The organism is Ditibartonella apis (assembly GCF_001952075.1).
Lineage (GTDB): Bacteria > Pseudomonadota > Alphaproteobacteria > Rhizobiales > Rhizobiaceae > Bartonella > Bartonella apis.
The window spans coordinates 404,196-421,427 of the sequence record NZ_LXYU01000002.1 but is presented as its reverse complement, the minus strand read 5'-3'; the positions used below and the strand labels follow the sequence as shown (position 1 = coordinate 421,427).

Here is a 17,232-nt window from a genome sequence, read left to right as displayed (position 1 = left end):
AACGCGGTCGGCATCCTTCATTTCTGTGACGGTTTTTATTGCCCTTAGTGGACCTTTTTGTTCCGGCTTAAAAATACTGCCCCTAAACACAAAATATTGGTGAAGATGAGGTAGAAGGCGGGCGAAGCTGGATTTCCAGTGAGCTCCAAAATCCACGTAACAATGATTTGGGCTGTTCCGCCGAAGAGGGAAATTCCCAAAGCATAAGAGATGGAAAATCCGGTGGCCCGCAATCTTTTAGGGAAACATTCGCATAAGAATATGACAATTCCGGCGCCGCTAATGTTCTGCAAGGCCGTAAAAATTGTAATAACGCCGAAGAACACCCAAATACTGTTAAATTGGTTGACGAGATAAAGTCCGGGCCACAGGATAACAAGCAATATGATGCGTGGAACAACGATTGTTATCCGCCGTCCGAACCGGTCTGCACAATAACCGCCGATCAGCGCAAAAATCACAACACCCAATCCGACGACAAAAGTGGCAAGCATCGCAAAATTCTCGCCGTAATGGAGCTCGGTCAGGGCGTAAGTCGTTGTGTAATTCAAAAAATATTGCGTAACGGTACTGCCTGAAAGTACAAATATCCCGATAAGAATCAAAGCGCTGTGATGCTCGAATATCTCTTTCAATAAACCCTTTGTAGAGTGATCTTCGGATTTGTCTTCAAGCTTTAATGTTTCGCCAAGATGACGACGCATCAAAATTGCAATCGGTAAAATGCAAAGTCCAAGACCAAATGCGATCCGCCACCCCCAATCGGTCTGTTGCTGGGGATTGAGACAAAAACTAAGAATATAGCCGATCAAACCGGCGGTTATTGCTGCACCCCCCTGTGCCACAATCTGCCAGCTTGCATAAAAAGCGCGTTTTCCTTGTGGAGCGGCTTCCATGATGAATGTTGTCGCCGGTCCTGCTTCTCCACCCCAAGCAAGCCCTTGCGCCAATCTCGCAACGACCAGCAATATCGGCGCGGCAATTCCGATTTTCTCATAACCGGGGAGGAGAATAAGGCCTGCAGTACCGACTGCCATCAACAACATTGTGAGGATCATTGCAGGTTTACGCCCGGTTTTGTCGGCATATGTACCGATAAGGATCGCACCTAACGGACGGGCTATAAAACCTATGCCGAATGTTGAAACCGACAAAATGAGGCTGGAAAAGGCGTTGTCAGACGGGAAAAAGGTTTTTCCGATCATGACTGCAAATGTTGTGTAGACGATAAAATCGTAAAATTCGACGGCATTACCGATAGCAACGGCAGCAACATCACCCTTGGTGATATGGTGTTTTTTTTCAGGGGCTTTTATTGCTGCATCCATACGTCAAAAATCTCGTTGCACAATTTTTACCGGAATTGGGGCACGTTTTACACCAACTATTTTCAACCTTTTAATCAAAAAGACTGGTTGCGCACAGACATCGAAAAAATTTTTTTAAGCGCGACGGCATTTTGATGAGGTCTCGTCTTCATAAGCAAATAATATTATTTTTTCAGTGATTTCCATTAATTATCGCCGATAAGCTTATAGGAAACTCACGTGAAATCGCAAATCAACAGCTTGTCAACGGCATGTTTTTGACGGCAATTTCTCTTATCAGAACAGCCCTGAATTTCGTTGAGCCGCAAGTGGCGCTACCACGCAAAGTAGGTTACAATTCAAATATAAAACTGGCGATAGCAAATAAGCCAGCCAGTCATTGCGATGGTCGAGTAAACACATAAGAGACGCCCGAGAAAATTGTTTATACAATTGATTAAAAAACGACGCCCGCCAAAGTTTGACGGGCGTTTTAATGAGATGGGTTTAATGCAGATTGATAGATAACTATCAATTATTTCTCAGGACTATTTTTTTGCGCGCTTGATAGCCTTGTTGATAAGTTCGCGGGCAAAATCTTCGTCTTCCCAACCGCCGATCTTCACCCATTTGCCGGGTTCGAGATCTTTATAATGCTGGAAAAAATGTTCAACCTGTTTCAAGGTTATTTCCGGCATATCGGCATAATCATGCACGTCAATATAACGTTGTGTCATTTTCGGTGTCGGAACAGCAATGATTTTTTCATCTTTGCCGCCATCATCTTCCATGATCAAAGCACCAATCGGGCGGCAATTGATAACGCAGCCTGGAACAAGCGGACGAGTGTTGAGAACGAGAACATCAATCGGATCGCCATCTTCGGACAATGTGTGCGGAACGAAGCCATAATTGCCCGGATAGGTCATCGGGGTATAGAGGAAGCGATCAACAAAGAGCGCACCGGACTTTTTATCCATTTCGTATTTGATTGGTTGCCCGCCGACCGGCACTTCGATGATAACATTAACATCTTCCGGCGGATTTTTGCCGATGGGGATCAAATCGATATTCATAGAGACATCCTTTCCAGAAATAAGAAGAGCCGGACACCGTTACGGCATCCGGCTTGAATGGACAAAAATCAGGCAGCACTGTCCGACGGACGTGGCTTTCCGTTTCTTTTACGGTCAATCGGATCGAGGTAAAGCTTGCGCAGACGAATGTTCTTTGGCGTAACCTCGACGAGTTCGTCATCCTGAATCCACGACAACGCACGTTCCAATGTCATTTTGATAGGAGGAGTGAGTTTCACAGCCTCATCCTTTCCGGCAGCACGAACATTGGTGAGTTTTTTACCCTTCAAGACGTTTACGTCCAAATCATTATCACGTGAATGGATGCCAATAATCATTCCTTGATAGACCTTGACACCTGCATCAATAATCATCGGACCGCGGTCCTCGAGATTGAACAGGGCATAGGCTACCGATTCACCATTATCATTGGAAATCATGACACCATTGGTACGTCCGGCGATATCACCCTTATAAGGTTCATAGTCGTGGAACAGGCGGTTCATGACAGCCGTACCACGCGTATCGGTCAATAATTCCGATTGGTAGCCGATAAGGCCTCGTGTAGGTGCGTAAAAGACCATGCGGACACGATTTCCACCTGAAGGCTTAAGCTCGATCATCTCGCCTTTACGTTCCGACATTTTCTGGACGACAATGCCGGAATATTCCTCATCAACGTCAATGACAACTTCTTCGACCGGTTCAAGCTTGTTGCCATTCTCGTCGGTATGCATGACAACGCGCGGACGCGAAACCGAAAGTTCGAAGCCCTCACGGCGCATATTTTCAATCAAAACAGCAAGCTGCAATTCGCCACGGCCTGAAACATAGAAGGAATCCTTGTCTTTCGATTCCTCGATTTTCAATGCAACGTTACCTTCGGCCTCTTTGAGCAAACGGTCACGAATAACACGACTTGTAACTTTGTCACCTTCTGTGCCGGCAAGCGGACTGTCGTTAACAAGGAAACTCATTGTTACTGTCGGCGGATCAATCGGCTGCGCCTTCAAAGGCTCGGTTACTGACGGGTCACAGAATGTGTCGGCAACGGTACCTTTTTGCAGACCGGCAATTGCAACGATATCGCCTGCGTCACCTTCTTCGATAGGTTGACGCTCAAGCCCGCGAAAGGCAAGAATTTTTGAAATTCTGCCGGTTTCAACAAGATTACCCTGCTGGTCGAGAACTTTTACAGCCTGGTTCGGTTTGATTTTACCGGAGTGAATTCTGCCTGTGATGATACGTCCCAAAAATGGATCGGCTTCCAGAATAGTACCGATCATCGTGAAGGGGCCCGGAGCAACAGTCGGAGCCGGTACGTGGCGCACGACCATATCGAACAAAGGTGCCAACCCCTGATCTTTCGGGCCATCGGGGCTTTCGGCCATCCAGCCATCGCGACCGGAACCATAAAGGATCGGGAAATCGAGTTGTTCATCTGTTGCGTCAAGGGCGGCAAACAGATCAAAAACTTCATTGATAACTTCTTCAGGACGTGCGTCGGGGCGGTCGATCTTGTTAATGGCAACAATCGGACGCAGGCCAACCTTCAAGGCTTTGCCAACAACAAATTTTGTTTGCGGCATCGGGCCTTCAGCAGCATCTACCAGAACAATGGCACCATCCACCATATTAAGGATACGTTCCACTTCGCCGCCGAAATCGGCGTGACCAGGGGTATCAACGATATTGATACGCGTATCTTTCCATACGACAGAAGTAACTTTGGCAAGAATGGTAATTCCACGTTCTTTTTCAATATCGTTGGAATCCATCATACGCTCGCCAGTGCGTTGATTTTGGCGGAAATTTCCTGATTGCTTTAGTAGCCCATCCACAAGGGTTGTTTTACCGTGGTCAACGTGGGCAATGATTGCAATATTGCGCAATTGCATGTAAATCTTCTTTTCGTTCACTGAAATTTCGAAAATACGGCAACAAAAAGCTGCCGCATGGTGTTGCATGCCTCTTACAAGTTTTTTACGGTTTTTGGAAGAGGGGGAAACCTTTTTTAGCTAAGATAAACTCATTATCATAACTTTGAACCTTCAAAGGCATTCTTTCCATTATATGAGAATAGTCGATTGCCTAATCAATATCTCGCTGTCAAAGGCCTTCTCTCAAGCAAAATAATTGTTAAAAAATTCACGTAATTCATAGAGAAAATCGAGAAGCGCGCTGCAACTATTCTATTAGGCCTTAGTTTTAAATTGCCACAAAAATCTATGTCGGCACGCGCGAAATTTACTTGTAAATCCCGATTGTACCTTTTTAGAGTCATGGCCGCTGTTCAATCTTGAAAAGAACGGCGGCCTTAAACAGGGACTCACAAAAGTGTGCCGCTCAAAATAAGTGCAGCGACAGAAAAATAGATAACAATACCGGTTACATCGACCAGTGTTGCGACAAAAGGTGCCGAAGCACTTGCCGGGTCAAATCCCAGACGGTTCAGGAGGAATGGAAGCATCGAGCCCGTGAGACATCCGAACATAACAATGCCGATAAGGGCGGATCCCACGGTTATGGCCACCAGCACCCAATGCTCACCATAATCGTATATTCCGGTTTTTTGCCAAACGATAATACGTATAACTCCGATCAATCCGAGCATGGCGCCCAAAGACACGCCTGCCGGTATTTCTCTTAAAGCAACTTTCCACCAATCTTTGAGTTCAAGTTCTCTCAATGCAAGTGCACGAATGATAAGTGATGTTGCCTGTGAACCGGAATTACCACCCGAACTCATGATAAGCGGAATAAAGAGGGTAAGAACAATTGCCTTTTCAAGTTCGACTTCAAAATGTTGCATGGCACTGGCAGTCAACATTTCGCCCAGAAACAGAACGGCAAGCCAACCGCCACGTTTCTTCATCATATCGATAAAACCGATATCCATGTAAGGCTTGTCGAGTGCTTCCATACCACCGAATTTATAAGCATCTTCACTCATTTCTTCGGTCATCGCATCAAGCACGTCATCGACCGTCACGATGCCGATCACGTGGTCTGTTTCGTCAACAACCGGAACCGAGAGCAGATCGTGACGCCGGAACAGGCGTGCGACCTCTTCCTGATCGGTCAAAGGACCAATCTTGATCGGTTCGCCATTCGTTGCTGCATCAAGAATCGTATCGTCAGGATTGGCGAGGATAAGATTTCTGAGTGAAACTGCTTTGATAAGAACACTGGTTTCGGGATTAATGACATAACTTGCATAAACTGTCTCGCGCGTACGTTCGACATCACGGATATGGTCAAGTGTTTGACGAACCGTCCAGGTGGAAGGAACGGCAATAAATTCGGTTGTCATCAAAGCGCCGGCGGTGCCATCAGGATAACTTGACAGCTTTTTCATTTCCGCACGGGTTAGTGGCTTCAGGAGAGGATAAAGTTTGGCACGCGTAGCCTCGTCCATTTCCTGAAATACATCTACAGCCTGGTCGGCGGACATTCCGTCAAGAATGATGACAGAACGATCTGTAGGCAGCATTTCAAGAATTTGTCCCGGCTCGTCAAGCTCCGGCTTGTCGAACAGCTCGATAGCATATTCGATTGGCAAAAATTTGAACACGTTCACTCGTTCGACAATGTCGAGATCGTTGATGACATCGACAGCGTCGGCAAAATGCAGACGGCTCAAGCGCTCGGCAAGCGCCTCAGCAGACAGCGTTTTGACATCAAATGCTGAAGTCTGGTTTTCAGTCATGATGGAGCTCCTTAAGGACAGTTCGTTACGGACATTCAACCTGTGGGGTAACCTGTCGTACAGGTTTGACATCCCGACAGATCATGTGGGGGGAGCATTTCCCTACGCAGATGTTTCAATTGTTATGTTTTGACCGAAAGTCAAGCACTGTTTGGCTATCAGTCACTTTTATTCCTGAAAAGCCAAAAAACAGTGGAAATTTCAAGTCCGATCGATTGCTTTTCATGCGGCATGTTTCATTTAAAGAATTGCTTTTTAAAAGGCTTATAGAGCCGAACGGATTGAATGAACTTGTTTTGTAGTGGCGCGATTCCTGAGTGCAACAGCCTATCCGTTGAATAATATATTTAATGATAATTATAAATAGATATATTATTATATATAAATTTATTATCATTGAATAATTTATATTGAAAAAATGAAATATTTTTCATCGAAGATATTTTTTGAAAATTAGTTAAATTGTTTTATTGATTTTTTAAATTCAAAATAAGATGTAATAATGAAGACGACTATTTACCTTTGTATCTTTTTGATAATAATTTCCGCTATGGCAATTGGTGACAAAAACGCTATTGTTGATGAGGAACAATCGGTGAATAGAATGAATTGCTTCATTTGCCACCTTCAGGGTGTGAGGCAGAGCATAACCACGAATAGAGATTGATGTGAAACGCTTGAACGATTTTTCTCGATTGACCGGAAAATCGGTCTTATTGCTCAAAACAGCAACAAGATATTTATTAGCGTGCCTTCTATCCGGATGCGGCATTTTTTTACTCTGTGCGCCGGCATTACTCTGTGCACCGGCAATTGCCTCGGAATTAAAAATTGCTCTGCAGGATGATCCGGACAATCTTGATCCTGCTTTAGCCAAAACTTTTTCAGGGCGGCTTGTTTATACTGCTATGTGCGACAAACTTATCGATATTTCGAGAGAAGCGGATTTTGTTCCCGAACTTGCTCAAAGTTGGAGTTTTTCCGACGATGGAAAGACTTTGAAGTTGCACTTACGAAAAGATGTCATCTTTCACGATGGCACGCCGTTTAATGCCGATGCGGCCATTTATTCCTTAAAACGGGCCATGAGTTTTTCGCATTCTGTTCGCGAAAACGAGTTGTCCTCGGTTTCCGGAATCGAAGCGACGGGACCGTTTGAAGTGACAATTAAATTGAAATATCCTGATGCCGCACTTTTATCACATCTGGCCGATCGGGCAGGGGTGATGGTTTCTCCCAAGGCAGCCCGCGAAATGGGAAGTGACTTCGGTCTCAAACCCGTTTGTGCCGGACCTTTTCGTTTTGTCGAGCATGTTCCTCACGACCGGATTGTTCTGGAAAAATTTGATCGTTATTGGAATAGCCAAGAAATCAAACTTGATCGGGTGACTTTTTTGTCGATTGAAGATCCATCCGTGCGTTTTTCGAATTTGCGTGCCGGAATTGTCGATATGACCGATAGACTTTCTTCGGGTGATTTTGCTAAAGCAAAAACAGTATCCCGCCTCCAAACTGAAAGAATGGCAAGTGAAGCCTATATTGCTTTAACGATCAATATAGCGAACGGAAGCAGGGCAGCAACGCCACTTGGACAACAAAAACTGCTGCGGCAAGCATTTTCTCTTGCCATTGATCGCGCTTCTATTCGCGATAATGTTTATGGCGGTGCGATGGTTGTTGGCAACCAGCCATGGGCACCTGATACAATCTGGTTCAATTCAGGCTATCCGGTTCCTCCGCGCAATCTTGAAAAAGCGCGCGAGCTCATTCAACAAGCCGGTTTTGCAAATCAGAAAATCGACGTTCAGATTTCCCACAGCAATGAACCGACTGTTGTTCAAGCGATGCAGGCTATAAAGCTGATGGCAGATGAAGCCGGTTTCAATGTAAGCCTTCATCCCAAAGAGGAAACCAAACTTGCTGCCGATAATAGCCAAGGCAATTTCGAAGTTTCGGCACAAAAATGGAGCGGGCGAATTGATCCGGATGGAAATGTTTATTGGTTCGTGACATGTGAAGGGGGTGACAATATCGGTAAATATTGCAATCCCGACCTTGATAAAAAATTGTCGGCTGCCCGTGAAACACTTGATCCGGCAGAAAGAGCCGATCTTTATCATTATGCTGCATCTGTGCTTCAGGAAGATATGCCGATCATCTATCTGGGTCATCCCGATTATATCTATGCCTACACCAAAAAACTCCATGGTTTCCATCCTTATCCGGATGGCATGATAAGATTTTCAAATATGTATAAGGATTGAAGAGCAGGCGACTTTTACCTTAACTTTGAGTGGCAGATGAAAATTCATTAAAATGGACTGTAATTCGGGTTTGCCCTTTGTTATTTGCTAATTTTAATTTTTAAAAATACAGCATCTACAAAAAAATTTTAAAATCCTACGATGTGTCTGTCGAATTTTTAACGCACTATTTGCGATAAAATGTTGTGAGAAAGCCTATGTTGGATAATCGGGAGACGTAACAATATCGCTTTAATGAAATCGATTGCCTGTTTTAAACTGTTTTCGTAATTGTCTAAAAGTGTTCCCGGAATGCTGGCATTCATAGTTTTAATCATTACATGAATAACGTATTGACCAATTGCAAGTGAATTGCAGCAAAATTATTGGAGAAAAAATATGTCAAAAACGGCGTTGCTGGAGTGGTCCGGCTTTGAAGGTTTGCCCGATTTTTCAAAGATTCGCGATGAAGATTTCAAGCCGGCTTTCGAAGAAGCATTAAAAGATGCCGAAGCCGAAATCGAACAAATCGCTGCCTCTCCGGAACCTGCCACGATTGACGGTTTTTTACAGTCGTTCGAACTGGCAGGTCAGCCTCTTGACCATGTATGTTCGGTTTTCTTTCTCCGTTCGGGTGCCTATAGCAATGATCTCATTCAGCAATTGGAACAGGATTTCGTACCGAAGTTATCTCGTTATTCTTCAAAATTGATGATGGATCCGCGACTTTTTGCAAAAATCAATGCCCTTCATGATGAAGCGAAGAAAAACGCATTCGATGCCGAAACCACGCGTGTGATCGAGCTTACTTGGAAAGGTTTTGTTCGTAACGGTGCACTTCTTGATGAAAAGGACAAAAAAAGGCTGGCAGAGATAAACGAGAGACTGGCCTTGCTTGGCGCGCAGTTCGGTCAACATGTGTTGAATGATGAAGCCGAGTGGGTTCTTTATCTAGAAAAAAAGGATCTGGCAGGCCTTCCCGATGACCTTATTGCGACGATGAAGGAGACGGCAAACGAAAGGGGAAAAACGGATTCCTATGCATTGACACTCGCTCGTTCTGTTGTGGAACCGTTTCTTACTTTTTCCGACCGTCGGGATTTGCGTCAGATTGCTTTTGAAGCATGGGCAAAGCGCGGCGAAAATGGCAATAAGAATGACAACCGGAAGATTATCAGCGAGATTGTGGCATTGCGTGATGAAAAGGCAAAGCTTCTTGGCTTCAAATCCTTTGCCGATTTCAAACTTGACAACACAATGGCTAAAACGCCCGATAATGTGATGAAACTTTTAATGCCGGTCTGGAAGCGGGCTGTTGCAAAGGCTGAGAAAGAAGCAGAAGAGCTACAAAAACTGGCAGCGCAAACGGGGAGCAATGACGAGTTGGCTGCTTGGGATTGGCGATATTATGCCGAGAAACTGCGCACCAAATTGTTCTCCTTCGACGAAGCTTCGGTCAAAGTCTATTTCGAACTGAATAAAATGATTGAAGCCGCATTCGCCACGGCAAAGAAGCTTTTTGGTGTAACTTTCGAAGAAAAACATGGAGTACCACTGTGGCATCAGGATGCCAGACTTTTCGAAGTAAAAAATCCTGACGGAAGCTTACGCGGGCTTTTCATTGGTGATTATTTTGCGCGCCCGAGCAAACGTTCCGGCGCATGGATGAGTGAATTGCAAACCGAACATCATCTGGGAAAAGGGCGTAAACCGATCATCTACAATATTTGTAACTTTGCCAAACCGCCCAAGGGAAAACCGGCACTTTTGTCATTGGACGATGCGCGAACCCTGTTTCACGAATTCGGACATGCTCTCCATGGATTGCTATCGGAAGTTAAATGGCCATCGGTTTCGGGAACCTCTGTGGCAAGAGATTTTGTCGAACTGCCTTCGCAATTGTTCGAACATTGGGTCACTGTTCCTGAAACATTGAAAACTTATGCCAGAAACGTCAAAACCGGCGAACCTATGCCACAGGAGCTGCTTGACAAGGTTCTCGCTGCGCGTACTTTCAATGGCGGTTTCGATGCTGTCGAATTTACTGCCTCCGCACTTGTTGATATGGCTTTCCATGCTGGCGGAAAGGTTGATGACCCGACCGAATTCGAAAAAAATGAGTTGAAAAAATTGGGTATGCCGAAAGCAATTATAATGCGTCACCGTCCGCCGCATTTCACTCATGTTTTTACCGGTGACGGTTATTCGGCAGGCTATTACTCCTACATGTGGGCGGAAGTTCTTGATTCAGATGCCTTCGAGGCCTTTGAAGAAACCGGCAATGCCTTTGACCCGCAAACGGCGGAAAAACTGAAAAAATATATTTATTCAGCCGGCGGCAGCCGTGATCCCGAAGAACTCTACAAGGCATTTCGCGGCCGCTTGCCGAGCCCTGATGCGTTGATGAGAAAACGCGGAATTTGATTGGAAATATTGTTTGGCTTGATTTTATCCAATCGGATGAGGGGAAAAATCTTCTCATCCGATTTTTGGTATTATCCAAAAACCGCGTATAAAAATTTAAAACCGGAACATTCGATTGGAATAATCGGAAAAGCTAAAAGAATTGAAATGAGAACTAAAAAATTAGGTGGTTAGAGGCAATTTCCAAGCTTTATCTTGGAGATATGGGTTAAGAAAAACTTGAATTCCTTCGCTTTTGACAGCTTAATCGTGCAGTAGTAAGAGACATTGGAAAAACTCTAAAATTCGGATTTTGAAAAATGGAAAAGTTCACAACACTGACGGGCGTTGCAGCGCCAATGCCGGTGGTTAATATCGACACCGATATGATCATTCCGAAAAATTATTTGAAAACAATCAAGCGTACCGGCCTTGGAAAAGGGCTCTTCGCAGATATGCGCTATCGCGATGACGGTTCGGAAAATCCTGATTTTGTTTTGAACAAGCCTGCCTATCGTCATGCAAAAATCATTGTTGCGGGCGATAATTTCGGTTGCGGTTCCTCGCGGGAACATGCACCATGGGCATTGGCCGATTTCGGCATAAGGTGCGTTATATCGACCTCATTTGCCGATATTTTTTATAATAACTGTTTTAAAAACGGAATTTTGCCGATCATCGTCAGCCCCGAAGATTTACAAAAACTGATGGAAGATGCAGAACGTGGTGCCAATGCAACGATGACAATCGACCTTGAAAAAAAGGAAATTCATGGTCCTGATGGTGGCACTTTGAAATTTGATGTTGACGAATTTCGTCGTCATTGCCTGTTGAATGGTCTCGACGATATCGGGCTCACCATGCGCAAAGTTTCCGAAATCGATTCTTTCGAGAAGAGGAACGCAAAAGCGCATCCATGGGCTTGAATAAATCAGGTCTTAGATATCGAAATTAATTTGCAGCAATTGAAAATTGCCGCTTTCACACACTGGCGATCTGGTGTGTTTTAATGAGTGAAACGGAGCATGTAATTTATATGGCTAGAACAGATCATAGTCATAACTGGGCTACCCGCTTGTCTCCAAGTCTGAATGAAATTGATTCAATTGCCCGCAACGCGTTTGCAAATTTGCCATCGAGATTTCGCGTTCTCTGCGACAATCTTGTTATTTCGGTCACAGATTTTCCTGATGACCAGATGATGGACGATATGGGACTGGAATCCCCCTTTGAACTTTTGGGGCTGTTTGAAGGACAAGGCATTAGCGAACGCTTTTCTCTGAATACCGGTAACGAGACCAACAGGATTACATTGTTCAGACGGCCAATCCTTGATTATTGGACAGAAAATGATGAAGCGCTTGGTGATATCATCACCCATGTTCTTATTCAGGAAATCGGACGCAATTTCGGCTTATCCGACGATACATTGGATGAAATAGAAGAAGCTGTCGTATAAAAGAAAAAGCGGACTTTCTGTTTTTCGGTAATTTTTAAGCTCCCATTATAACCGGTCACAACTTTTATTTTATTCGATCCCTTTACCAACGAACATATCCGGCTCTACTGGCTGTTTGTGTGCCAATTCGATGTGATAAGGTGGAAAGAATTTACTGAAAGTTTTTAACAAACAACTTGAAAATCGGGTTCAAGTGCTGCTCTGGAATTTAGATGTCTGTGCACCTTCGATCGGCAATTGTTTTTAACAATTATTCTCTATGCGTGAATTATATTCTAGCACACGTTGCCGATCGCTTTTCAGTTGATTTTAATGACCGATTTTACTGGAGAGAAGAAAAGTTATCCGCACGCCCGAGCTCTTTGCCATTTTTAGGCACCCAATGGTCTTCCGCTTTTTCGGGCTTTGGTGTTTCTGTGTCTCCCAACAACCCGTTGTTTTGCCCTGCCATATCATAAAATCCTATAGGCGCAACGCGATCAACATCTCGCGGCAAGATAGAAATGACTGGACCGTTCGGATCAACCTTGACCTTGTCAGAGGCATCGTTGCTATTCAAATTGATGATATTTTCCAACGGTTTTTCAAGATAGAAGGCGAGCTTCTTTTTGCCGGCACTGGTAAAGTTAATTCCGTCATTGGCCCGAAGCCGCACAGTTTGCCCGTTTACGTCATAACCGGAAAGTGCAAACTTTCCCTGATCATCGACAAATCCTTCCCAGACATCAACAAAATGGCCGCCGGCAGCTTCCATTTGTTGTTTGTAAAGCCTGTTGAGTAAAGAAATGGTCTGACTGAGTTGCGGGTCTTTGAACGAAGGGTTGCCCAGCCACAAAAACGGTTTTCCTGTTTGTTTGAGCGCTGAAGAGAGTGCAACAATTCGTTGGCGATAATTGTCACTCCATTCTTTGTCTCCGGCATTGATCGTCTTGTCACCGGATTTTATCGTTTGATTATCATTGGCGCCCAGTGTCATAACAATAATGTCGGGTTTGTCCTTGGCAACGAGCTTGGGGATATTATCGAGCCAATTATAATGATTGTCATTTACTAAACCTGAAGACAAGTTTGTCGAGGTTAGTATAACGATATTCGGGTTTTCTGCGTAAAGCTGGTTCAATCCGTCGGCAACGGCATTTCCTACAAAGTCACCCAATACGAGAACGCGTTTTGCATTCGGCTCTTTCTGATTGGTTTTCTGAGGCACTGGCGACTTGACAACGCGTTTTTTCTTCACCGGTGGCGGGGGCGGAGGATAGGCCGGTTGCGCCTGTTGTTTGCGTCCGAAAATAATGTCGAAAAGATTACGCGCGTCGGCACTCTGAGGCGCAAATGCCAACATACCAAGCGGCAAAAGTAGTACGACGAACCGTAGTATTTTTTTCATCAACAGTTTTCCGGATTTAACGACTACGCAGAATTGTCAATAATTCACGGCTCGGGTTACCATCAGTTGGCAAACCGTTACGGCTTTGAAAAGCCTGAATAGCTTTCTTGGTTATTTCTCCATTTTTGCCGTCGATGTTGCCATGATAATACCCCATTTTCGTCAATCTCGTTTGCAATTCCTGCCGTTCTTGAATGCTGAGCGGCGAAAATGGACGGTTCCAATCTTTGACCAGTCCCGGACGACCTGCAATACGGTCGGACAGAAGACCTACAGCCAATGCGTAACGATCGGCACTGTTATAACGTTTAATAACGAAGAAATTCCTTGTGACCAGAAATACCGGCCCCTTGCGCCCATCAGGAAGTTTCAAGGTTGCTTTATCCGAAGGATTTGCAAACGGCTTGCCATCGGCACGTTTGACCCCCATTTTTGCCCATTCGGAAAGTGTAAGCGAACCGGGCGGGAATTTGCCGTTTTCAGGCAGAATGACTTCATAGCCCCAGCCGCGGCCTTCCTGCCATCCATTTTTCTTCAAAAGGTTGGCTGCAGTTGCCAGAGCATCAGGCACCGATGTCCAAATATCGCGTTTGCCGTCACCATCCATATCCACAGCATAGATAAGGTAACTTGTTGGAATGAATTGTGTATGCCCCAATGCACCGGCCCAGGAACCCTGCAAATGTGCCCTGTCAACATCGCCGGACTGCAGAATTTTTAATGCGGCAATCAACTGTGTTTGTGCATATTTTGCTCTTCGTTTGTCGCCAAACCCGAGAGTAGCAAGCGAACGAATGGCATCGCGCATCGCCGTATCGCGATCCATAGCCTCTCCGAAATCGGATTCAATCGACCATATTGCCAAAAGAATATTACGATCGACGCCAAAACGTTTTTCAATTGCGCTTAGCCATTTTGCCCATTTTTTGCCATGCGCACGGCCGAGTGCAATCGCATTATCCTGCACGCGGTTGTCAAAATAATTCCAGGTGGGATCAGTAAACTCCGGCTGATATGCAGCTTTTTTCAAAACCTCGGGATCGGGAGAATCAACTCCCTTGAAGGCGAGATTGAAAGTTGCCGGTGTAATACCGGCATTCAATGCCGTCTTTTTGAAATCGGCAACCCAGCGGCGGAAGGCAATGTCAGAATTCAGTGCCAAAGCAGGCATAGAATAAACCAGACTGAAGAAACAGACCCCGCCGAAAACTGCCGAGCGTCTGCTTATCGGTTTTCCGGATTTTTCTTCGATATTATTGCCGTTCATGGTCTTATGTGCTCCGCGCATCTAAAACGTCAGCTTTCTGCAAAAAACGCACTCTTTCATCATAATAATCCAATTTTGATAATTTGATGAATGCTTTATGGTACTTTTTTATGAAAAAAATTAAATAGGAAAAATGGCGTTTTCACAGCCTCATTGATAATTTATTTAGCCTTTGGCTTTTATAAAGTCATCACTTAAGATTGCATCTTGCGAAAAAAGATGATGGCAAGAGCCATGAATTTATCATCTTTAACGTTATAGAATGCGACCAAGTCAAATATGAATTCGATTATATCGGGAGAGCAGTTTGAAAAAAATTCGTAAAGCAGTCTTCCCTGTGGCGGGGCTTGGAACACGTTTTTTACCAGCAACAAAGTCGGTTCCGAAGGAAATGCTCACGGTTGTTGACAAGCCGGTCATCCAATATGTGGTTGATGAAGCAAGGGAAGCCGGCATTGAGCACCTTATCTTCGTCACCGGTCGTAACAAAGCGGTTATCGAAGATTATTTCGATGCACAAGTAGAGCTTTACACAACTCTTGCCGAACGTGGCAAGAAAGAGGAACTGGCTCATCTGAAGGATATCCAGCCACAGCCCGGCACAACCTCGTTCACACGCCAGCAACAACCTTTGGGACTAGGGCATGCAGTTTGGTGCGCAAGAGAACTCGTCGGCGATGAGCCATTTGCGCTTTTGTTGCCGGATATGGTCATGCAGGCTGAAAAAGGATGTCTGTCGGAAATGGTGCGTCTCTATGAGGCTACCGGTGGCAATATTATTGCTGTTCAGGAATGTGATCCGGAAGAGGCCCATAAATATGGTATCGTCGGCAAAGGCAAAAATGTTGCCCATGGGTTTGAAATAACCCAAATGGTGGAAAAACCGGCAAAGGGCACCGCTCCTTCCAACCTTTATATCAATGGTCGTTATATTTTGCAGCCGGAAATCTTCGACATTCTGGCACGGCAAGAAAAAGGTGCCGGAAACGAAATCCAGTTGACGGATGGCATGCGCACACTCGCGGAACGTCAGAGTTTTTATGGATACCGCTTTGAAGGGGCAACATATGACTGCGGTTCCAAGACCGGATTTATCGAGGCGAATGTCGCCTTTGCACTCGCGCGTTCTGATATGCGGGAAAAGGTTTTTACACCTTTGACAGCACTTCTTGCGAATGTAAAAAAATAAAACTCCAGTAGACGTCTGACCCGATTTGCTTTATCAAATCGGGTCATGATGACCCATAAAGACGTTCATTTTTCCGCTAAAGACGCAGTTTTATCTGCAAATCACACAATTTCTGTCGAAATGGCCGGACTTGAGGCTATCAAAAAGGCGCTCAACGATGGTCTTGCCAAGCCTTTTGCCGAGGCTGTTAATAAAATTCTTCAATCCAAAGGCCGTGTTATTGTAACGGGCCTCGGAAAAAGTGGGCATATTGGTACAAAAATCGCGGCAACTCTTGCTTCGACCGGAACGCCGGCATTTTTTGTCCACGCAGCGGAAGCAAACCACGGTGATTTGGGAATGATCGAAGTGGGGGATGTTATTCTTGCCATTTCCTGGTCTGGTGAAACGGTCGAGCTTGGTGGAATATTGAACCATGCTGCCCGTTTTCGTATTCCTCTCATTGCTTTGACATCAGGTGCGCAATCGGCTTTGGGGCAAGCCGCCGATATATTGTTGCTTTTGCCGAAAGTTGAAGAAGCCTGCCCGCATGGACTTGCTCCCACAACATCGACCACGATGCAGCTTGCAATGGGGGATGCCTTGGCCGTCGCACTTCTTGAAATGCGCGGATTTACAGCAAGTGACTTCAAGATTTTTCATCCAGGCGGTTCACTCGGAGCAAATCTCAAATTCATTCGTGACATCATGCACCGCGGCGACCGTATCCCGATTGTAAAAAGTGGCACGCCGATGAAAGATGCCATGCAAGTGCTCACCGAAAAACATTTCGGCTGTGTCGCAGTTGTCGATAAGGATGGTTATCTTGAAGGTATCGTCACAGATGGCGACCTCGCCCGCAACATCAATCGTGATCTTTCGAAACTGACGGTCAACGATGTTATGACAAAAGACCCCAAAACTGTCACTCCCGATATGATGGTCGGCGCTGCCACGGCTTTAATTAATGACCATAAAATCGGTGCATTGCTGGTTGTCGAAAATAAAAAACCGGTTGGCCTTGTCCATTTCCATGATCTCTTAAGAATTGGTGCGATTTAAAAAATATTACTGGATTTTTTAACGTTAATTCGTCGGCTAAGTGTTTAGTTATTTTACCATTAAACGAAGTAAAACATTTATTTTTATTTGTAAATTTATTTGAATAAAAATGGTTTTTGTTGATGCATTATTTTGAATTATCCTAATTGAA

Annotated in this window: 12 protein-coding genes; 6 read left to right on the top strand and 6 right to left on the bottom strand. The window is 44.9% G+C overall.

Features of this window, described 5'->3' with window-relative positions; all coding sequences use genetic code 11:
- Window positions 1–44: 44 nt before the first annotated feature.
- From PEB0122_RS06300 to mgtE, 4 genes are all read right to left on the bottom strand, one after another.
- Window positions 45–1,328: an MFS transporter gene (locus PEB0122_RS06300; RefSeq protein ID WP_075870255.1), complete on the bottom strand. Its 1,284-nt coding sequence runs from the start codon at window positions 1,326–1,328 to the stop codon at window positions 45–47.
- Between the two features lie 527 nt (window positions 1,329–1,855).
- Entirely contained in the window at window positions 1,856–2,383 is a 528-nt protein-coding gene (gene ppa / locus PEB0122_RS06295) for an inorganic diphosphatase (RefSeq protein WP_075870254.1), read from the bottom strand.
- Between the two features lie 68 nt (window positions 2,384–2,451).
- Window positions 2,452–4,281 carry a translational GTPase TypA gene (gene typA, locus PEB0122_RS06290; RefSeq protein ID WP_075870445.1) on the bottom strand — a complete coding sequence of 610 codons (1,830 nt, stop codon included), beginning with the start codon at window positions 4,279–4,281 and terminating at the stop codon, window positions 2,452–2,454.
- 431 nt (window positions 4,282–4,712) lie between these two features.
- Window positions 4,713–6,092: a magnesium transporter gene (gene mgtE, locus PEB0122_RS06285; RefSeq protein WP_075870253.1), complete on the bottom strand. Its 1,380-nt coding sequence runs from the start codon at window positions 6,090–6,092 to the stop codon at window positions 4,713–4,715.
- Between the two features lie 668 nt (window positions 6,093–6,760).
- On the opposite strand from mgtE, the gene PEB0122_RS06275 reads away from it, so the two are divergent.
- The 4 genes from PEB0122_RS06275 to PEB0122_RS06260 all read left to right on the top strand — a co-directional run bounded on the left by PEB0122_RS06275 (window position 6,761) and on the right by PEB0122_RS06260 (window position 12,197).
- On the top strand, window positions 6,761–8,356 hold the full coding sequence (locus PEB0122_RS06275) for an ABC transporter substrate-binding protein (protein ID WP_225867805.1): 1,596 nt from the start codon (window positions 6,761–6,763) through the stop codon (window positions 8,354–8,356).
- A 378-nt stretch (window positions 8,357–8,734) separates the two neighbouring features.
- Window positions 8,735–10,759: a M3 family metallopeptidase gene (locus PEB0122_RS06270; RefSeq protein ID WP_075916137.1), complete on the top strand. Its 2,025-nt coding sequence runs from the start codon at window positions 8,735–8,737 to the stop codon at window positions 10,757–10,759.
- Between the two features lie 299 nt (window positions 10,760–11,058).
- On the top strand, window positions 11,059–11,664 hold the full coding sequence (gene leuD, locus PEB0122_RS06265) for a 3-isopropylmalate dehydratase small subunit (RefSeq protein WP_075870250.1): 606 nt from the start codon (window positions 11,059–11,061) through the stop codon (window positions 11,662–11,664).
- A 110-nt stretch (window positions 11,665–11,774) separates the two neighbouring features.
- Window positions 11,775–12,197, top strand: coding sequence for a metallopeptidase family protein (locus PEB0122_RS06260; protein ID WP_075870443.1), 423 nt, complete (start codon window positions 11,775–11,777; stop codon window positions 12,195–12,197).
- A 322-nt stretch (window positions 12,198–12,519) separates the two neighbouring features.
- Here PEB0122_RS06260 and PEB0122_RS06255 read toward each other — a convergent pair whose 3' ends face one another.
- Window positions 12,520–13,584, bottom strand: a complete 1,065-nt coding sequence (locus PEB0122_RS06255) for an SGNH/GDSL hydrolase family protein (RefSeq protein WP_083650239.1) — start codon at window positions 13,582–13,584, stop codon at window positions 12,520–12,522.
- Between the two features lie 16 nt (window positions 13,585–13,600).
- The gene (locus tag PEB0122_RS06250; RefSeq protein ID WP_404801506.1) at window positions 13,601–14,755 is read right to left on the bottom strand and encodes a lytic murein transglycosylase; all 1,155 of its coding nucleotides are present in this window, start codon (window positions 14,753–14,755) and stop codon (window positions 13,601–13,603) included.
- Between the two features lie 403 nt (window positions 14,756–15,158).
- On the opposite strand from PEB0122_RS06250, the gene galU reads away from it, so the two are divergent.
- Window positions 15,159–16,040, top strand: a complete 882-nt coding sequence (galU, locus tag PEB0122_RS06245; RefSeq protein ID WP_075870249.1) for a UTP--glucose-1-phosphate uridylyltransferase GalU — start codon at window positions 15,159–15,161, stop codon at window positions 16,038–16,040.
- A 48-nt stretch (window positions 16,041–16,088) separates the two neighbouring features.
- Window positions 16,089–17,081: a KpsF/GutQ family sugar-phosphate isomerase gene (locus PEB0122_RS06240; protein ID WP_075914980.1), complete on the top strand. Its 993-nt coding sequence runs from the start codon at window positions 16,089–16,091 to the stop codon at window positions 17,079–17,081.
- Window positions 17,082–17,232: the final 151 nt, after the last annotated feature.

What these genes read in the sequence shown, in the direction of transcription:
- PEB0122_RS06300 (WP_075870255.1), bottom strand. Translation starts at nt 1,328, where the DNA reads ATGGATGCAGCAATAAAAGCCCCTGAAAAAAAACACCATATCACCAAG.
- ppa (WP_075870254.1), bottom strand. Translation starts at nt 2,383, where the DNA reads ATGAATATCGATTTGATCCCCATCGGCAAAAATCCGCCGGAAGATGTT.
- typA (WP_075870445.1), bottom strand. Translation starts at nt 4,281, where the DNA reads ATGCAATTGCGCAATATTGCAATCATTGCCCACGTTGACCACGGTAAA.
- mgtE (WP_075870253.1), bottom strand. Translation starts at nt 6,092, where the DNA reads ATGACTGAAAACCAGACTTCAGCATTTGATGTCAAAACGCTGTCTGCT.
- PEB0122_RS06270 (WP_075916137.1), top strand. Translation starts at nt 8,735, where the DNA reads ATGTCAAAAACGGCGTTGCTGGAGTGGTCCGGCTTTGAAGGTTTGCCC.
- leuD (WP_075870250.1), top strand. Translation starts at nt 11,059, where the DNA reads ATGGAAAAGTTCACAACACTGACGGGCGTTGCAGCGCCAATGCCGGTG.
- PEB0122_RS06260 (WP_075870443.1), top strand. Translation starts at nt 11,775, where the DNA reads ATGGCTAGAACAGATCATAGTCATAACTGGGCTACCCGCTTGTCTCCA.
- PEB0122_RS06255 (WP_083650239.1), bottom strand. Translation starts at nt 13,584, where the DNA reads ATGAAAAAAATACTACGGTTCGTCGTACTACTTTTGCCGCTTGGTATG.
- PEB0122_RS06250 (WP_404801506.1), bottom strand. Translation starts at nt 14,755, where the DNA reads ATGCCTGCTTTGGCACTGAATTCTGACATTGCCTTCCGCCGCTGGGTT.
- PEB0122_RS06240 (WP_075914980.1), top strand. Translation starts at nt 16,089, where the DNA reads ATGACCCATAAAGACGTTCATTTTTCCGCTAAAGACGCAGTTTTATCT.